The 16,116-nt window shown below is 69.7% G+C and carries 14 protein-coding genes and 1 pseudogene; 3 read left to right on the forward strand and 12 right to left on the reverse strand.

The window, feature by feature from the left end:
- Positions 1-46: 46 nt before the first annotated feature.
- Entirely contained in the window at positions 47-370 is a 324-nt protein-coding gene (locus FVS66_RS33705; RefSeq protein WP_149185038.1) for an ATP-binding protein, read from the forward strand.
- A gap of 98 nt (positions 371-468) precedes the next feature.
- Here the strand turns inward: FVS66_RS33705 and FVS66_RS33710 are convergent, their stop codons facing one another.
- The 5 genes from FVS66_RS33710 to afsQ1 all read right to left on the reverse strand — a co-directional run bounded on the left by FVS66_RS33710 (position 469) and on the right by afsQ1 (position 4,459).
- On the reverse strand, positions 469-669 hold the full coding sequence (locus tag FVS66_RS33710; RefSeq protein WP_149185039.1) for a PspC domain-containing protein: 201 nt from the start codon (positions 667-669) through the stop codon (positions 469-471).
- Positions 670-759: 90 nt separating this feature from the next.
- On the reverse strand, positions 760-1,380 hold the full coding sequence (locus tag FVS66_RS33715) for a VanZ family protein (RefSeq protein ID WP_149185040.1): 621 nt from the start codon (positions 1,378-1,380) through the stop codon (positions 760-762).
- Positions 1,381-1,443: 63 nt separating this feature from the next.
- Positions 1,444-2,145: a hypothetical protein gene (locus FVS66_RS33720; protein ID WP_262387353.1), complete on the reverse strand. Its 702-nt coding sequence runs from the start codon at positions 2,143-2,145 to the stop codon at positions 1,444-1,446.
- Positions 2,146-2,153: 8 nt separating this feature from the next.
- Positions 2,154-3,884 carry an ATP-binding protein gene (locus FVS66_RS33725; RefSeq protein ID WP_399226823.1) on the reverse strand — a complete coding sequence of 577 codons (1,731 nt, stop codon included), beginning with the start codon at positions 3,882-3,884 and terminating at the stop codon, positions 2,154-2,156.
- Positions 3,782-4,459 carry a two-component system response regulator AfsQ1 gene (gene afsQ1 / locus FVS66_RS33730; RefSeq protein WP_187645816.1) on the reverse strand — a complete coding sequence of 226 codons (678 nt, stop codon included), beginning with the start codon at positions 4,457-4,459 and terminating at the stop codon, positions 3,782-3,784. Before afsQ1 ends, FVS66_RS33725 begins: the two co-directional genes overlap by 103 nt.
- Before the next feature lie 190 nt (positions 4,460-4,649).
- Between afsQ1 and FVS66_RS33735 the strand changes: the two genes are divergently transcribed.
- Positions 4,650-5,390 (forward strand): SigE family RNA polymerase sigma factor, encoded by a 741-nt coding sequence (locus FVS66_RS33735; protein ID WP_149185043.1) that lies wholly within the window; start codon positions 4,650-4,652, stop codon positions 5,388-5,390.
- Between the two features lie 168 nt (positions 5,391-5,558).
- Here FVS66_RS33735 and FVS66_RS33740 read toward each other — a convergent pair whose 3' ends face one another.
- On the reverse strand, positions 5,559-6,266 hold the full coding sequence (locus FVS66_RS33740) for a uridine kinase (protein ID WP_149185044.1): 708 nt from the start codon (positions 6,264-6,266) through the stop codon (positions 5,559-5,561).
- Between the two features lie 54 nt (positions 6,267-6,320).
- Between FVS66_RS33740 and FVS66_RS33745 the strand changes: the two genes are divergently transcribed.
- Complete coding sequence (locus FVS66_RS33745; protein ID WP_149185045.1) at positions 6,321-6,656, forward strand: hypothetical protein; 336 nt, start codon at positions 6,321-6,323, stop codon at positions 6,654-6,656.
- Positions 6,657-6,826: 170 nt separating this feature from the next.
- Here FVS66_RS33745 and FVS66_RS33750 read toward each other — a convergent pair whose 3' ends face one another.
- The 6 genes and pseudogenes from FVS66_RS33750 to FVS66_RS33775 all read right to left on the reverse strand — a co-directional run bounded on the left by FVS66_RS33750 (position 6,827) and on the right by FVS66_RS33775 (position 15,885).
- Positions 6,827-7,729: an aldehyde dehydrogenase family protein gene (locus FVS66_RS33750; protein WP_149185046.1), complete on the reverse strand. Its 903-nt coding sequence runs from the start codon at positions 7,727-7,729 to the stop codon at positions 6,827-6,829.
- Positions 7,722-9,158: an aldehyde dehydrogenase family protein gene (locus tag FVS66_RS33755; protein ID WP_149185047.1), complete on the reverse strand. Its 1,437-nt coding sequence runs from the start codon at positions 9,156-9,158 to the stop codon at positions 7,722-7,724. Before FVS66_RS33755 ends, FVS66_RS33750 begins: the two co-directional genes overlap by 8 nt.
- A 5-nt stretch (positions 9,159-9,163) precedes the next feature.
- Complete coding sequence (gene deoC / locus FVS66_RS33760) at positions 9,164-10,111, reverse strand: deoxyribose-phosphate aldolase (protein ID WP_149185048.1); 948 nt, start codon at positions 10,109-10,111, stop codon at positions 9,164-9,166.
- A 585-nt stretch (positions 10,112-10,696) separates the two neighbouring features.
- Positions 10,697-11,071 (reverse strand): annotated as a pseudogene (locus FVS66_RS36970) (helix-turn-helix domain-containing protein); the annotation flags it as partial.
- Between the two features lie 432 nt (positions 11,072-11,503).
- Entirely contained in the window at positions 11,504-11,968 is a 465-nt protein-coding gene (locus FVS66_RS33770) for an Imm1 family immunity protein (protein WP_316248247.1), read from the reverse strand.
- The gene (locus FVS66_RS33775) at positions 11,932-15,885 is read right to left on the reverse strand and encodes a polymorphic toxin-type HINT domain-containing protein (RefSeq protein WP_187645817.1); all 3,954 of its coding nucleotides are present in this window, start codon (positions 15,883-15,885) and stop codon (positions 11,932-11,934) included. Before FVS66_RS33775 ends, FVS66_RS33770 begins: the two co-directional genes overlap by 37 nt.
- Positions 15,886-16,116 lie beyond the last annotated feature (231 nt).

Consider the following 16,116-nt stretch of genomic DNA (forward strand, 5'->3'; position numbering starts at 1 on the left):
TGCAGAGCCGCTCATCCTCCCGAGTTCCCCCCAAGGACGAATTTCGATGAAGCAGTCCGCTGCCAAGACCATCGGTGTCGCCGCGCTCGGTGCCGCTTTCGCAGCCTCCGCCGCCGGCAACGCCGCCGCGCTGACCGCCTTGCCCTCCGGCGCCGCGCTGGAGACCCCCACCAAGACCCTGCCGGTCGAGCAGGTCACCTCCCAGCTCCCGGGCGGCCTCGGTGAGGCCGCCACCCTCACCCAGGGCGCCCTGGAGACCGTCGGCAGCGCCGCCCCCGAGGTCCCGGTCGACACCCCGGTCGCCCCGGTCGTGGGGCTCCTCGGCGGCCTCCCGGTCGGCGGCGGCCTCCCGGTCACCGGCCTCGGCTGAACCGCACGCCGGGGCGCGCAGTACGCCGGTGGGCGCGCACCACAAGGTGCGCGCCCACCGCCGTACCGTTTCTTCAGCCGTCCGGTTCTCCGTGGCGCCTACCAGGCCGCGTTCGAGGACTTCTCCTCCGGCAGCAGCACCCACAGCGCCAGGTACAGCAGGAACTGCGGGCCCGGCAGCAGGCAGGACACCAGGAAGATCACGCGCATCGTCGTCGCCGAGGTGCCGAAGCGCCGTGCCAGCGCCGCGCACACTCCGCCGATCATGCGTCCGTCACGGGGGCGGGCAAGTGCGGCCATGGTGGGCTCCTTCGTGAGCTGCGTCGCGGAAGCCCCCGTCGGGCCTCCGATATATCCATACTCACCCGGGCGACCGGACAAAGCGTCGGACTACGGGGCGATCCCGACCCTGGGAATCCTCGGGGTCGCCCCCTGAGGAGCGTCATCCCGCCGCAGGGCCCCGCCCCGCCGCCGCTGCCTCCCCGGGGCGGACCAGCGGCCCGCCCCGGCACCGGGGCCGGGACCGCCTGTGCCCCGCCCGGCCCCGTACAGCCTGCGCCGCAGCCGCGACCGCCAGGCCGGCACCACCGCGAGATGCGCCAACGCCACACCGGCCGTGTTCAGCAGCACCGCGTCCACGTCGACGACCCGCCCCGGCACCGCCGTCTGCAACAGCTCGATCCCCAGCGACACCAGCGCCCCGGCCGACGCGGTACGGACCAGCGACGCCCACGGCGACACATCGAGCCGCGCGTCCGCCAGCGGCAGCAGCACACCCAGCGGCGCCAGCAGCACCAGCGCCTCACCGATCCGCCGCGCCGCCTCGTACGGGCCCAGTGCCAGATCGGCCTTGATCCCCGCCAGCGGCTCGAGATTGGCCGCCGTCACCCACATCGCGTCCAGTGGCCGCAGCGTCAGCCACCCCACGAGCACCAGATGGACGAAGAGAAGGACAAGCCCCGCCACGCGGTAGCGGATGGCGGCACTGCCGCCCGAACCTTGACGCTGCACGCCCCCCAAGACGTGGAGAACGGCAGGATCGGTTCCGCCTGGGACACGCCGGACTCAGCCGAATCAGGGCGCTCGTGTCGGCACGGGCGACTCGGGCCGCTCCTTCACGCTCCGGTCGCACACATAGCGCCGTACCGGATAGTCCCCGGGACCGCCCAGTACCACCGTGCCCCGCACGGACGTCGTGTCCGACTCCGCGTAGGTGCACACGAGCTGCGCCAGCGCCTCGGGCGGCAGGTCCTCGGGCTGCCGGCTCAGCCGCAGCGCCCCCGGCGGATCGCCCGCGCGGCCCGCCGACACGGTCAGCGGCCGCTGCAGGTACGTCGTGAACCCGGCCTGCCGCTCGATCTGCGAAGGCCGCTCCCGGGCCGCGTCGGCCAGTGCCTGCGCGGTCGCCACGCGCGAGGCGTCGCCGCTGACGCCGTCCGGCAGCAGGACCGTACGGTCGACCGCCTCCAGCGCCGACGCGCACACCAGGTACACCCGCACCGGCACGCCGTCGGCGGGCTCGTCCGGAGCCTCCGTGTCCGACAGGCTGCACGGCACCCGGGACGGCGCCCCGCCCGCGTCGACCGGCACCGACGTGGTACGTATCCCGCACCCGACGGTCACGGCGGCGAGCACGGCGACGACACCGGCCAGTGCGGCCCCACGCCCTCGTGGCCGACGCCCCTGCCGCCCGCGACCCGTGCCGCGGCCGGCCACCGACTCCGGCGATGCCCCGGCTCCGTCCGCCGGGCGCCGCCGCGCCTCAGGCACCCGCATGCCGACCGTCACTCCTGTCCCTCGTGCCCTGGGCCGCCGTCCCCGCGGCCGTTCCGTCCACCGGCGCCTTCTCCGCCTTCTCCGCCCTTCTCGCCGTCCGCGGAGCCACCGTCCCCGGTCTCGACGCCGGAGCCGTCCCGGGGGAGGCGGAGGGTGAACACCGCGCCGTCCCCGTCGGGCGAGTTGACCGCCGTGATGTCGCCGCCGTGGATCATCGCGTTCTCCATGGCGATCGAGAGGCCGAGACCGCTGCCCTCCGACCGCGGCCGCGACGCGCTCGCCTTGTAGAACCGGTCGAAGACATGCGGCAGCACCTCCTCCGGGATGCCGGGACCGTGGTCCCGCACCCGGACGAGCAGATCGTCGCCCGACGTCCGCACCGACACCCGCACCGGCGAACCGCCGTGCTTGAGCGCGTTGCCGATCAGGTTCGCGAGAATGACGTCCAGCCGACGCGGGTCGAGGCGCGCCATCATGCCCCGCTCGGCGTCCAGCTCCACCGCGTCCAGCCACGCGCGGGCGTCGATGCACGCCGTCACCTGGTCGGCGACATCGACGTCGTCCAGGACCAGCTTCGCCGTGCCCGCGTCGAAGCGCGTGACCTCCATCAGGTTGTCGACGAGCGTGTTCAGCCGCCGTGTCTCACTGATCACCAGCGACACCGCGGGCGCGACCATCGGGTCCAGGCTGTCCTGCTCCTCCTCCAGGACCTCCGTCACCGCCGTCAGCGCCGTCATCGGCGTCCGCAGCTCGTGTGACATGTCCGCCACGAACCGGCGGCTGGACTCCTCCCGCGCGCTCATGTCCGCGACCTTCTTCTGCAGACTCTCCGCTGCGCTGTTGAACGTTCGTGCCAGCTCGGCCAGTTCGTCCGTGCCCGACACCCGCAGCCGGGTGTCCAGCCGGCCCTCGCCCAGCCGCCGCGCCGCCTCGCCCAGCCGGTGTACCGGCTTCAGCACCGTCGTCGCCGCGACCTGCGCCAGCAGCGCCGACCCCAGCAGGGCGAGGAGCGTCGCCACGGCCAGCGACCAGCCCAGCGAGTTCAGGTCCTGCCGCTCCGGGTCCAGCGACTTCAGCATGTAACCCGTCGGCCCGCCGCCTATGATCCGCGTGCCGCCCACCAGGTACGGCGTCCCGCGCAGCGTCGTCCGCAGCCAGAACACGTGGTACGGGTACTCGTTGCCGGACGTGAGCTCCTGCTCCTCGTCCACGGCGGCCCGCAGCGAGGCCGGTACGTCGTTGAGCGTGAACCGGTCCGGGTCCGAGACGCCCACGACCGGCTTGCCCGCGTCGCGCTCGCCCAGCAGCACCACGCTGTACTCGCCGCCGCCCCCGGACATCTGCTCGGCCGTCCGCCGCAGCTCCTCCTCCGTCGTCCGCAGCGGCAGCGCGGCCGCCCGGTTCTGCATCTCCTGCCGGAAGTCGCCCAGCGCCGCGTCCTGCGTACGCGTCAGCACGGCCTCACGGTTGAGCCAGTACGCGATCCCCGACGCCGACACGGCGGCGGTCAGCGCCACCAGGCCGAACACGACGATCAGACGCACCCGCAGACTCGTCCACCGCTTGCCCGCACTCAGCGCCCGCCGGGCGCCCTTCGCGGCACCGCTCAATGTGCTGTCCCGTCCTTCACGAATCCTCAAGAGGGGGTGTCGAGCCGGTAACCGACACCGCGCACCGTACGGATCAGGGTCGGCGACGAGGGCACGTCCTCCACCTTCGCCCGCAGTCGCTGCACACACGCGTCCACCAGACGCGAGTCGCCCAGGTAGTCGTGCTCCCACACCAGCCGCAGCAGCTGCTGACGCGACAGCGCCTGCCCCGGCCGGCGGCTCAGCTCCAGGAGCAGCCGCAGCTCTGTCGGCGTCAGCTGCAGCTCCTCGCCGTTCTTCGTCACCGTCATCGCCGACCGGTCGATGACCAGCGCGCCGAACGCCGCCGAGTCCGTGGTCTCACGCTCCCCGCGCCGCAGCACGGCACGGATACGGGCGTCCAGGACCCGGCCCTGGACCGGTTTGACGACATAGTCGTCCGCACCGGACTCCAGACCCACGACCACGTCGATGTCGTCGCTGCGCGCGGTCAGCAGGATGATCGGCAGCTGGTCGGTGCGCCGGATCCGCCGGCACACCTCGAAGCCGTCGATCCCGGGCAGCATCACATCCAGGACGATCAGGTCAGGCCGCTGTTCCCGCAGCAGTTTCAGGCCGTCTTCACCCGTCGCCGCGGTGGCCACACGGTGGCCCTGGCGGGACAGGGAGAGTTCGAGGGCCGTGCGGATGGCGTCGTCGTCCTCGATCAGCAACAGGAAAGGCACGACGTCATTCTGTCCCATAGGGCGATACGAGTTCGACACTTGGAGCGCTCCCACGACTCGTCCGGTACCGGAACGGTATGTCACTGGCCCCTGTGACACGCCTGTGACAGTCGGCGGACACCCTCATGAAGTCCCCTGGGCAAGCTTTTTCGCAACGGACAAGCCGACTCCACGACGACAGGGGGGCGTGATGAACGCAGTGCAGCACAGCACCACCTCGAACGCAGTTGTCACGCGTCTCCACGATGTCGCGAGGAGCAACGAGAAGTCCGGCGCCGTGAACGGGCGGGGGTGCGTTCGCGGCGCCGGGCGTCAGCACAAGGCGTCCTGCGTGGTCGCCGTGTCTGACGGGGGACGGTCGTACGGGGAGGTCAAGGGGGAGCGGAAGGCCCTGACGAAGCAGGCGAGCGCGGAAGCCGCGTTCACCGCCTACGTCCAGGAGCGCCGCGCCTCCCTGTACGCCACCGCCTACCACCTCACCGGCGACCGCTACGAGGCCGAGGACCTGCTGCAGAGCGCGCTGTTCTCGACGTACCGCGCCTGGGACCGCATCAGCGACAAGGCGGCGGTCGGCGGCTACCTGCGCCGCACGATGACCAACCTGCACATCAGCGCCTGGCGGCGCCGCAAGCTCAACGAGTACCCGACGGAGGAACTGCCGGAGACGGTCGGCGACTCCGACGCGATGCGCGGCACGGAACTGCGCGCGGTGCTCTGGCAGGCGCTCGCCCGGCTGCCCGAACTGCAGCGCACCATGCTGGTTCTGCGCTACTACGAGGGCCGTACGGATCCGGAGATCGCGGAGATCCTGGACATCAGCGTCGGCACGGTGAAGTCGAGCATCTGGCGGTCGCTCCGCCGGCTGCGCGAGGACGAGGTCCTCAGCTTCGGCCGTGACCAGGAGGAGTCCTTCGGCCAGCTCGTGGCCTGAAGGACTGGGGGAACGGTCCCGGTCTCGGGGGAGTCCGGTGGCCCGCACGGGGGTGCGAGGGGAAACGGGGAACGGGGAAACGGGGGACCGGGAAAAGGGGGAAACGGGGGAACACCGGGGGAAACCTGCGCCGGACAAGCTGGGGGGCTTGTCCGGCGCACGCATGTCCTACGCCGGTTCCGGCGCCTTCGACGCGCGGTGGCGCCGGCCCGCCGACGCGGCGGCCAGGCGGTCCAGCGCCTCGTTCCTGGCGCACGGGTGGGCGCCCAGCGCCGTCTGCCGGGCCACGATCGAGCGCTCGGCGCGCATCAGCCGCCAGCCGCGGCGCAGCAGGAACGGCACCGATTTGCGGCCCTCGCGCAGATCCCGAAGCAGCCGACGGCGGAAGGTGGTGGACGGGCGGCCGCGCAGGCACAGGGCGTCGGCGAGCACGCCGAGCTCCTGGCAGCGGGCGACGATGTCCGCCGCGAAGATGCCCTCCGCGACGAACAGCGGGGTGCGCGCCATGTCGAGGGCCTCGTGGGAGACGCGGGAGCTGGTGGCGATGTCGTACACCGGGACCGTCGTACGGCCCGTGGCGCACAGCTCCACGATCGCGGCGACCGCCGCGTCCGCGTCCCAGGACCCGGGGGAGTCCCAGTCGATGTCCGTGCTGCCCGGTACGAGCGGCAGCGTCGGGTCGTCGGCCTCCTTGTAGAAGTCGTCGAGCCGCAGCACGGGAAGACCGGCGCGGGCGGCGAGGGACGACTTGCCGGAGCCTGAGGGGCCCGCGAGCAGGACGACGCGGGTCGGGAGGGGTTGGGAACTCACGGGACACCAGTGTGAACCATTGGGCCGGTCGGGGGACCCCGCGGGGGACCCGTTGGTATCCAGCATCACACGTCAATTACGGTGTGCGTCCGACTGATTACCCTCCAGGCAGGATTTCCCATGAACCCCTTGCTGAAGGCCGGACTGACTGTTTCGGCGATGGGCGCGGCCCTCGGAGCCGCCGGGGGCACGGCCCAGGCGGCGGAACTGCACCAGGTCGACCCCGCGGCGGCCGTGCAGGCGCTGACGGACTCGGTCCCGTACTCGGCGGCACCGGTGAAGCATCTGAAGATCAACCCGCTCGCGGAGACCGGTGTGGACCCGCTGAGCAACGGCGTCGGCGCGCAGGTGTCGGACTTCCGGCCGGTCGACACGAGGTCCGCCACCGGCTCCCTCACCAGCGCGCCGAACCTGGCGGTCGCCGGACCGCTGCTGGGCGGTCTGCTGCCGGGCTGAGCCGTATGCGGGCGGCGAGGTCCGCCGGCCTGGGCCGTGTCCGGCGGATCATGCGCGGCCCAGGCATGATCCGCCGGACACTCCCTGACGCACGAGGCGGCCCCGCCTCCCCCGGACGGAGGGGATGCGGGGCCGCGGTGTGGGGGGTGGACCGGGTGGGCCCGTGCGGCTCAGTACGCCGAGCCCGAGGCGCCCAGGGAGCCCGTCGGGTGCCAGACCGTCTTGGTCTCCAGGAACGCCGTCAGGCGGCCCGTGCCGGGGTCGGCGGTCCAGTCGGCGGCGCCGTCCACAGCCTGTGGACGCAGCACGCGCTTGAGGTTGTCGGCGGCGGCGATCTCCAGATCGCGGGCCAGCTCGGGGCCCGCGCCCGTGAGGTCGACGGCGTTGACGTCCTGGTGCGCGGCGAGCGGCGTGGCGATCTCGGCGGTCCGGCCCGACAGGATGTTCACGACGCCGCCGGGCACGTCCGACGTGGCCAGCACCTCTGCCAGCGACAGGGCGGGCAGCGGGGCCTTCTCACTGGCCACGACGACCGCCGTGTTGCCCGTGGCGATCACCGGTGCGAGTACCGACACCAGGCCCAGCAGCGACGAGTCCTGCGGGGCGAGGACGGCGACGACGCCCGTCGGCTCCGGCGTGGACAGGTTGAAGTACGGGCCGGCGACCGGGTTGGCGCCGCCGACGACCTGGCTGACCTTGTCCGTCCAGCCCGCGTACCAGACCCAGCGGTCGACGGCCGCCTCGACCACGTCGGCCGCCTTCGACTTGGACAGGCCCTCGGCGGCGGCCACCTCGCGGACGAACTGTCCCTTGCGGCCCTCCATCATCTCCGCGACGCGGTACAGGATCTGACCGCGCAGATACGCGGTCGTTCCGGACCAGCCGCCGAACGCCTTGCGGGCCGCGACGACCGCGTCACGCGCGTCCTTGCGGGAGGATAGGGGCGCGTTGGCCAGCCACTTGTCCTTGTGGTCCTGCACTTCGTACACCCGGCCGCTCTCGCTGCGGGGGAACTTGCCCCCGACGTACAGCTTGTAGGTCTTGAAGACGCTCAGACGGTTGCTCTCAGACATCGAGGTACGCCTCCAGGCCGTGACGGCCGCCCTCGCGGCCGTAGCCCGACTCCTTGTAGCCGCCGAACGGCGAGGTCGGGTCGAACTTGTTGAACGTGTTGGCCCAGACGACCCCGGCGCGGAGCTTGTTCGCCACCGCGAGGATGCGGGAGCCCTTCTCCGTCCAGATGCCCGCCGACAGGCCGTACTGGCTGTTGTTGGCCTTGGCGACGGCCTCGTCCGGCGTGCGGAAGCTCAGCACCGACAGGACCGGGCCGAAGACCTCGTCGCGGGCGATCGTGTGCGCCTGCGTGACGCCCGTGAACAGGGTCGGCGCGAACCAGTAGCCCGACGACGGCAGCTCGCAGGCCGGGGACCAGCGCTCGGCGCCCTCCGCCTCACCGGTCTCCGCGAGGGCCTTGATGCGGGCCAGCTGCTCGGCCGAGTTGATGGCGCCGATGTCCGTGTTCTTGTCCAGCGGGTCGCCGAGGCGGAGGGTCGACAGGCGGCGCTTCAGCGAGTCCAGGAACTCGTCCTGGACCGACTCCTGGACGAGCAGGCGGGAGCCGGCGCAGCAGACCTGGCCCTGGTTGAAGAAGATGCCGTTGACGATGCCCTCGACGGCCTGGTCGATCGGGGCGTCGTCGAAGACGATGTTGGCGCCCTTGCCGCCCAGCTCCAGGGTGACCTTCTTGTCCGTACCCGCGACCTGGCGCGCGATGGCCTTGCCGACTGCGGTGGAGCCGGTGAAGGCGACCTTGTCGATGCCCGGGTGCTCCACGAGGGCGGCGCCCGTGTCCCCGTAGCCGGGGACGATGTTGACGACGCCCTTGGGGAGACCGGCCTGGCGGCAGATGTCCGCGAAGAACAGCGCCGAGAGCGGCGTCGTCTCGGCGGGCTTCAGGACGACGGTGTTGCCGGTGGCGAGCGCGGGGGCGATCTTCCACGCGAGCATGAGGAGCGGGAAGTTCCAGGGGATGACCTGGCCGGCCACGCCCAGCGGCTTCGGGCTGGGGCCGAAGCCGGCGTGACCGAGCTTGTCCGCCCAGCCCGCGTAGTAGAAGAAGTGCCCGGCGACGAGCGGGAGGTCCGTGTCGCGGGTCTCCTTGATCGGCTTGCCGTTGTCCAGGGTCTCCAGCACGGCCAGCTCGCGGGAGCGCTCCTGGATGATCCGCGCGATCCGGAAGAGGTACTTGGCGCGCTCGGAGCCGGGCAGCGCCGACCACTTCTCGAACGCCTTGCGGGCGGCCTTCACTGCCCGGTCCACGTCCTCGGCGCCGGCCTGGGCGACCTCGGAGAGAACCTCCTCGGAGGACGGCGAGACGGTCTTGAAGACCTTGCCGTCGGCGGCGTCGGTGAACTCCCCGTCGATGAACAGGCCGTACGACGGCGCGATGTCGACGACCGAGCGCGACTCGGGAGCGGGTGCGTACTCGAATACAGATGCCATGTCGATCAGTCCACCGTCACGTAGTCGGGACCGGAGTAACGTCCGGTGGCCAGCTTCTGACGCTGCATCAGCAGGTCGTTCAGCAGGCTCGACGCGCCGAACCGGAACCAGTGGTTGTCCAGCCAGTCCTCGCCGACGGTCTCGTTGACCAGGACGAGGAACTTGATCGCGTCCTTGGTCGTACGGATGCCGCCCGCGGGCTTCACACCCACCTGGACACCCGTCTGGGCGCGGAAGTCGCGCACGGCCTCCAGCATCAGGAGCGTGTTGGCGGGGGTGGCGTTGACCGCGACCTTGCCGGTCGAGGTCTTGATGAAGTCCGCGCCCGCGATCATGCCGAGCCAGGAGGCGCGGCGGATGTTGTCGTACGTGGAGAGCTCGCCGGTCTCGAAGATGACCTTCAGCCGGGCCTGGCCGCAGGCTTCCTTCACGGCCCGGATCTCGTCGTGCACCTTCAGGTAGTTCCCGGCGAGGAACGCGCCGCGGTCGATCACCATGTCGACCTCGTCCGCCCCGGCGGCGACGGCGTCACGGGTGTCCGCGAGCTTGACCTCCAGGGCGGCGCGGCCGGCCGGGAAGGCGGTCGCGACGGAGGCGACCTTCACGTCCGTACCGGCCAGGGCGGCCTTGGCGGTCGCCACCATGTCGGGGTACACGCAGACCGCGGCGGTGTGCGGCGTGGTGCGGTCGATCGGGTCGGGGCGGACGGCCTTGGCGGCGAGCGCCCGGACCTTGCCCGGGGTATCCGCGCCTTCGAGCGTCGTCAGGTCGATCATCGAGATGGCCAGGTCGATGGCGTACGCCTTGGCCGTCGTCTTGATCGAACGGGTACCGAGGGACGCGGCGCGCGCTTCGAGACCGACGGGATCCACACCGGGCAGCCCGTGGAGGAAGCGGCGCAGTGTGCTGTCGGACGCGGTCACGTCAGCGAATGCGGTGGCATTGGTGGGCATGGTCACAAGGGGAGCATATCTACGCGCGTAGCGGCCTGTACAGCCCCGGGGCGGCGGGGCTCGCAAAAGTGACGGGGAACGCACAGGTGAGCGGTGGGGTGTGAGGCGGGTCACGTCCGCCGCGGGCCCGCCGGGCCGTCGTGGGCGGGGGCGCCTTCGGTCGGTGGGTGGGGTCGGGGCCGCGGCGGGTCACCTCCTCGGGGTCGGCGGCCTCGGGTACGGGAGAAGCGGCCCGGGTATCGCCGCCAACCCCTGCGGGGGCAACCCGCCACAGTCCCTCCCTGCCGCCGGAGATCTGACTTCCGGCCGCCGGACTGAACGTGACGAGCCGGGCCCACTGGTACAGAGTGCGTCCGCACTTCAATGGCAGCGTGATCACCGGACGGGAGGCCGGGCATCGGCGCCTCCTGCCGGCTGGTGTATTGATCACGAGCGTTGTTGACAGTCGTGGGTCTTGATCACGGCGAAGACCTCCGGTGTGGTGGAGCTGTCTAGGACTGCACCGCACGGAGGTCTTCGTGTCCCACCGTAATGCCCGGCTGACCGTCTTCGGGAGACGGCTGCTGGTTGAACGTGTCCGCTCAGGCCGTCCGGTCGCGCATGCCAGGCCAGGCGGTGCAGGCCGTGACGGACCAGGATGCGGTGCACGGTCGAGGCGGGCAGGCCCAGGACGGGCCCGATCCGGGCGGGGCCGAGTTTGCGGGCCCGCCGCAGGTCGCAGACCCGGGCCTCCAGGGCGGCCGGGGTGCGGTGCGGCGTCGTACGGGGCCGGCTGGAGCGGTCGTGCAGCCCGGCCTCGCCTTCCGTCCGCCACCGGCGGGGATGTAGCGGCGGGTGCGAGTCGTCGACGTCCGGCGGCCAGCCGCTGCTGCCGCCCCTGCGGCGGTCGACCGGCTCACGGCGGGGATCGCCGGGTACGTGGCCCGATGCGGGAACTGATGGTGCAGTGGAGGGGGCTATTCACAGTCAGACACCAAACGGCAGCGCCACCGGGTATGCCGATGTGGCCCGGCCGTCGGGGGTCGAGGTCCGTTCCGGCTGCGGAGGCATCGGTACGAGGAGGGCGTCGATGCCCTTCTCCGAGGTGGGCCGCGCTGGTCCTGTCAGGGGATGGGCCGCCGCTTCTGCGGATGGGCCGGCAGGAGGGCATTGAGGGCGCGCTGGAACGCTTTCTCGACCAGACCGTCTGTGACGGTTACCTCCTTCCTCTGGAAGTCATGAGTAGGTGGGCGAGCGCCCGGCCGACTTCTGCCTCCTGCGGACGGTCGGACTGTCGTGGCGCAGACGGTGGAAATGAGAAAGGCCCGAGCGATGCAATCTCGGGCCTTCCGCATGCTTCCTTCAGCTTGCTAGGTAATCGCGCTACCTGGACCAGGCTGCGTCATCCTTGTGTCACCATTCCATTTCCTTCCATGCCACGCACTCCGGGCGGCAGCCTCCCGAAGAGATGAATTCCTTCACGGCCTGGCGGACAAGGCCAATAGGGATTTCAGACTCTTCCGGGAACTCTGTCAAGTGGCCCATGATGTGATATACCGGCTCCTCTCGACTGCCGGGAGCTCCGGCTGTGGCGTAGTTCCCAGAAACGTCCATAAACGTAATAGCCCCCACCTGGAATGCGGCATCAACCCCGATCAGAAGTTCGTGATCGAAATCGCCCGACGGCAGCTTCTCGCGTTCGAGGGAGTGAACTTGCGCCATAGTGTGAAAAGCGGGGCCAGTGAGGAGTGCGTCGATCATTGCGTCGACATCTTTGGCTGTAGCGATTACCTTAGGATCGAGAGTGTGCTCTCGGCGGAATCGCGCTTCGGCGCGAGTGTTCACGATTGAGCCCTTCCGTAGACGTTCATCTGCCACACGCCGTTCTCTTTCCAGCGCACTCTTAGTATTCCCACATCTTCCAGTAGTGCGTCTAGAACTTGGTCGCAGCCCAACTTTACCTCACATGGGCCTGTGGGGAAATTGATCACCAGGTCGGCTTCTTTGATCCCGTCTCGCGCCATTATGGCGGCGAACTTTTGCTCCACATCGCTTGCGCGCGAGGAGGTAGCGTTGCCCAGCTTGCCTTTTCGGCGCAAAGTCTGGTTAACCCAATTGATTAGGCTCGCGTTCAATTTTTTATTGCCACTCACCAAATCCGGGTATGACCTACCGTCGTTCGTGACAGCCCGCCCACTCGTTGGGCCACCCTCGACATACTTCTGTAGGTTCTCCCACTCGTGATCTCGATCAAAACTGCAGTTGTGGACGAGTATGGGTGTTTTATCGGCAACGACGTAGTAAGTATGGAGGTCGTTGACGGTCAGGTCATAAGCGTCCTGTCGCGCCTTCCAATGATTTACTTTTGCGACGGGTACAGTTTCACCGCTTGGCTTTCGGAGTGAATCATTTGGCGTAAGGTCCGCAGCGTTGATCCAGCTCCTTTTCGTTTCTGACCAGAATGGATGGTGGTCGGTAGCTGTGACCAGTCCACCGCCATGTGCCCCTGAGAGCTCGATGTCGGTGAAATTCCGGTCATCGGGGGTACGGATCGTTGCATCGACCCTACGAGGTCCTGAGATCCCACTTTCGGGGTCGGATGCAAGTACCGAATCTCCTACCCTGATTTCCTCGATGGGGCGGGTTGAGTAGTCTCCGAGTAGTACATGCGTTCCGGCTGGAAAGCTATGCCTCGACGGGCAGGGTGGCAGATGCTTTGCCCTATTCGGTTTTGATGCGTCTGCGATGCCGTCGATGCTGTTGAGTTTCTCGAGGAGCTTTAGTTTTCCGACCGGAAGGAGGCTGGCAAACGCCATGGCGCAGTCGCTGGCGGCAGGATCTTCAATGCATTTCTGAACGTCGGCGCCACCGCTGAAGGCCCAGACGTAGGGCCAGACGGTCTCGAAGTCCTGGCGTATGCGTTCGTTTCTAGCGTCTACTACATCGCAATCCTCGTGTGTGTAGGTACGTGGGACGAGGACGACGCACTGACTATTCGAACGCTTCCGCTTCTTGCTCTCTTCCTGCTGACGCTTTTTTTCTTCCGCTGCCACCCTCTTGAGTTCTTCGGTGATCTCCTTCTCAAGCTCAACCTTGACTTCCTGCCAGGCGGAAGTGGCCATTTTCTCGGCGTCTGCCGCGTTCTTTCCGGCGGTTAGCGCGGAGAGTCGGGCGTCATCAGCGTAGTCACCGGCCAAGGCGGCTGCATAGCGCGCGTACTGCGCCGACGCTTCGGCCTGGGCGGCGGAGCTTTCGGCTGCGGCGGCGTCGCGGTCGGCTGCCGCCGCGGCGTTGCGGGCGGTCAGGGCGGACTGCTTCGCCTGGGCCGCGCTCGCTTCTGCGGCGTCGGCAGCCTGGTCGGCTTCTGCGGCGTAGCCTGCCGCGGCGTGTGCGGATTTCTGGGCCTCCGCGGCAGCCTTGTCCGCTTCAGCTGATGCGTTGTTCGCCCGCGCTGCGGCTTCGGCGGCGCGCCAGCGGTTCTTGTTGGCCTCCGCGGCGACCAGAGAAGCCTCGGCGATCAGCCGTCGGATCTGGGCGGCGTGCTGCTGCGCGAGCTTGTCTTTCCGGTCCGCGGTGTGACGGCCGACCGCCATGAACTCGTGCAGTCGGTCGGCGGAGCCAGCGAGCGCGATCTTCGCTGCTGCCTGAAGCTCCGGACCCGAAGTGGTGGCACTGATCAGTTGGGAAGCACCGACCGATTCGTCGGCCAGGCGTGCGGAGTACTGCGTGATGTTGAGGAAGATCGCCAGGGCTTTGCCGCTGCCGTCTGCCAGCGCGGCACGGGACGCCTCCTTGACGCCTGTTCCGCCCTTGCTGTTGATGACCGAGACGGCGACAGCCATGTCGGCAGTGCCGGCGGTGTACTGGCCGTCGGTGTAGAAGGCCCCGATCTGCTCGGGAGTGCCCTTGAGCGCTTCGGTGGCAGCCTGCCGGACCGAGGGGTATGGGCTCAGGTGGGCGAGTTCGACGACGCGTTCGCGTGTCTCCCGCTGCTTGGCCTGCTGCCATCCGGTGCGAAGGTAGTCGAGTACCTCCTCGTCGGTGCCGGCCAGCGCGCGCCCGGCGGCGTCCTGGCTGATCGGGCCGCGGGTCTTCAGCGCCTCCATCGCCAGTTGCCGGCCCTGGGCCGCCAGCTTCCGCACGTCTGCGTCCGGCTTGTTCGCCTCAAGGGCCAGGGCGGCGGCGGTGGCGTCCAGCGACCGACTCTCCGCCTCTCGCTTCGCGGCATCGGAGACGGCGTTGTACAGGACCGCTTGGTGGGTGCGGGCTCGTTCGACCCCCGCGTCCGTTCGTGTGGCCAGGCCATTGGCCTCGGTCTCACGGGCAAGCTCATACGTCTTCTTCGCCGTTGCCACGGCCGCAGATGCGGTCTCCGCTGCGATCCTCGCCGCTTCGGCGTGCTTGGTGGCCTGCTGGGCGTGGTTGGCAGCCTGGCCCGCGTGTTCGGCCGCCTCCTGCGCCGCTGCGGCGGCGTTGCGTGCGTGGGTGGCGGCGGACTTGGCGGCGGTACGTGCGTCGTACGCGGCCGCGGCCGCGCGGTCGGCGAGCGCCGCGGCCCTGTTGGCCGCGTTGTTCGCTGCTGTCGCATGTCGTCGGGCTTCCGCTGCGGCAGCCCTGGCGTCGCCTGCGTGACCACCGGCTGCGGCGGCGTGCCCGCCTGCGGCCTCGGCGGCATCAGCGGCCGCATCGGCGTTCGCGCCTGCGCTGAGCGCGGCGCGGGCCGCGACAGCAGCCGCGGTCGAAGCCTTTCCGGCCTGTTCCGCCGCAGCTATGGAGCCTTCTGCCAGGGTTGCGGCCATCAGGGCGGTCGCTGCGGCCGTCTTCGCCTGGGCCGACTTGGTCGCGTCCTTGCCGGCCGCGATGGCGGCGTTGTAGGCGTCGTTGGCCGCGTTGGCGGCAGCGGCAGCGGCGCTGGCCGTCTGCGCTGCGGCGAGCGCGGCAGTGCGGGCCGCGCGGTTGGCCGCGTTCGCCGATCCGATCGCCTGCTGGGCCGCCGCAGCCGCCGCCCGAGCCGCGTCTGCCGCCTGCCGGGCCTTCACGGAAGCCGTCTTCGCGTCGTTTTTGGCCGCCGCTGTCTCGCGAGCAGCCCTCTCAGCAGCCTCCTTGGCCAACGCGGCGGCCGTCACCGCGCGGGCCGAGGCCTCCTCGGCTGCCTTCGTGGCGGTCGCGGCCTGCTTTCCGGCCAGCTTGGCCTGCTCGGCCAGCTGTGCGACCGTCGCATGCTCCTGGTCGCGGTTGCGGGCCACGAACTGCCCCACGGCGAGGAACTCGGAGACGTCTTCCGGTGTCCCGCGAAGTGCCAGCTTGGCTGCCGCCTTCACATTCGGGCCCCCCGAGGCGAACAGCTGGGACACCGCGACCTGGTCGTCCGCTTGCTGAGCTACGAACTGTCCCTCTTCGAGGAAGGTCTTGCGATCGTCGGGCCCGCCTTTCAGCGCTGCGACGCCTGCTTCCTTGACGCCTGCTCCCGCCGTGCTGATGATCCGGGAGATTTCCACCTGGCGGTCCTCGTCCAGTGGCGCCTGCCACCCGGAGACGAGAAACGAGTCAAGCTCTGCGGGGGTCCCTCGCAATGCGGTCTTCGCGGCCTCACGGACAGCCGGTCCGCCCACCGCGACCAAGCGGCTCGCAGCGACGCTGTCGTCAGCGAACTGGATCCGGTCGACACCCTCGATGAAATCGCGGATGTCCTGCTCCGAGCCCAGAAGAGCCTGCTCCGCCGCCTGCTTGACGCCTGCGCCACCCCTCTCCCAGTTTTCGACCACCGCCATCCGCGTCCAGTAATCGACCACCATCTCCGGCTCCGCAGCGCTTGCCGGAGCCGCGGCGAGCAAGCCCGCCGTCAATGCCGTCGGAAGCACGAACGCCGAAGTGGCTTGGCGTAGCGTCAGAGATTTGTGACGTCTGTGGTGCAGGCGTTTCAGCCAAAGTGGCAAATGCAGCGGCACGTGACCGGTCTCTCGGTGTAGGAGCGAGGCCAAGCCGGAGCCACAGGCGAACATCTGATGCCGAAAAAGCCCTAACGC

Origin of the sequence: Streptomyces sp. TRM49041 (genome assembly GCF_008271805.1) — a bacterium.
Classification (GTDB): Bacteria; Actinomycetota; Actinomycetes; order Streptomycetales; family Streptomycetaceae; genus Streptomyces.

Excerpts from the sequence above, each read along its gene's own strand:
- FVS66_RS33705 (WP_149185038.1), top strand. The coding sequence starts at position 47 with ATGAAGCAGTCCGCTGCCAAGACCATCGGTGTCGCCGCGCTCGGTGCC.
- FVS66_RS33710 (WP_149185039.1), bottom strand. The coding sequence starts at position 669 with ATGGCCGCACTTGCCCGCCCCCGTGACGGACGCATGATCGGCGGAGTG.
- FVS66_RS33720 (WP_262387353.1), bottom strand. The coding sequence starts at position 2,145 with ATGCGGGTGCCTGAGGCGCGGCGGCGCCCGGCGGACGGAGCCGGGGCA.
- FVS66_RS33735 (WP_149185043.1), top strand. The coding sequence starts at position 4,650 with ATGAACGCAGTGCAGCACAGCACCACCTCGAACGCAGTTGTCACGCGT.
- FVS66_RS33740 (WP_149185044.1), bottom strand. The coding sequence starts at position 6,266 with ATGCTGGATACCAACGGGTCCCCCGCGGGGTCCCCCGACCGGCCCAAT.
- FVS66_RS33745 (WP_149185045.1), top strand. The coding sequence starts at position 6,321 with ATGAACCCCTTGCTGAAGGCCGGACTGACTGTTTCGGCGATGGGCGCG.
- FVS66_RS33750 (WP_149185046.1), bottom strand. The coding sequence starts at position 7,729 with ATGTCTGAGAGCAACCGTCTGAGCGTCTTCAAGACCTACAAGCTGTAC.
- FVS66_RS33755 (WP_149185047.1), bottom strand. The coding sequence starts at position 9,158 with ATGGCATCTGTATTCGAGTACGCACCCGCTCCCGAGTCGCGCTCGGTC.
- deoC (WP_149185048.1), bottom strand. The coding sequence starts at position 10,111 with ATGCCCACCAATGCCACCGCATTCGCTGACGTGACCGCGTCCGACAGC.
- FVS66_RS33775 (WP_187645817.1), bottom strand. The coding sequence starts at position 15,885 with ATGGTGGTCGATTACTGGACGCGGATGGCGGTGGTCGAAAACTGGGAG.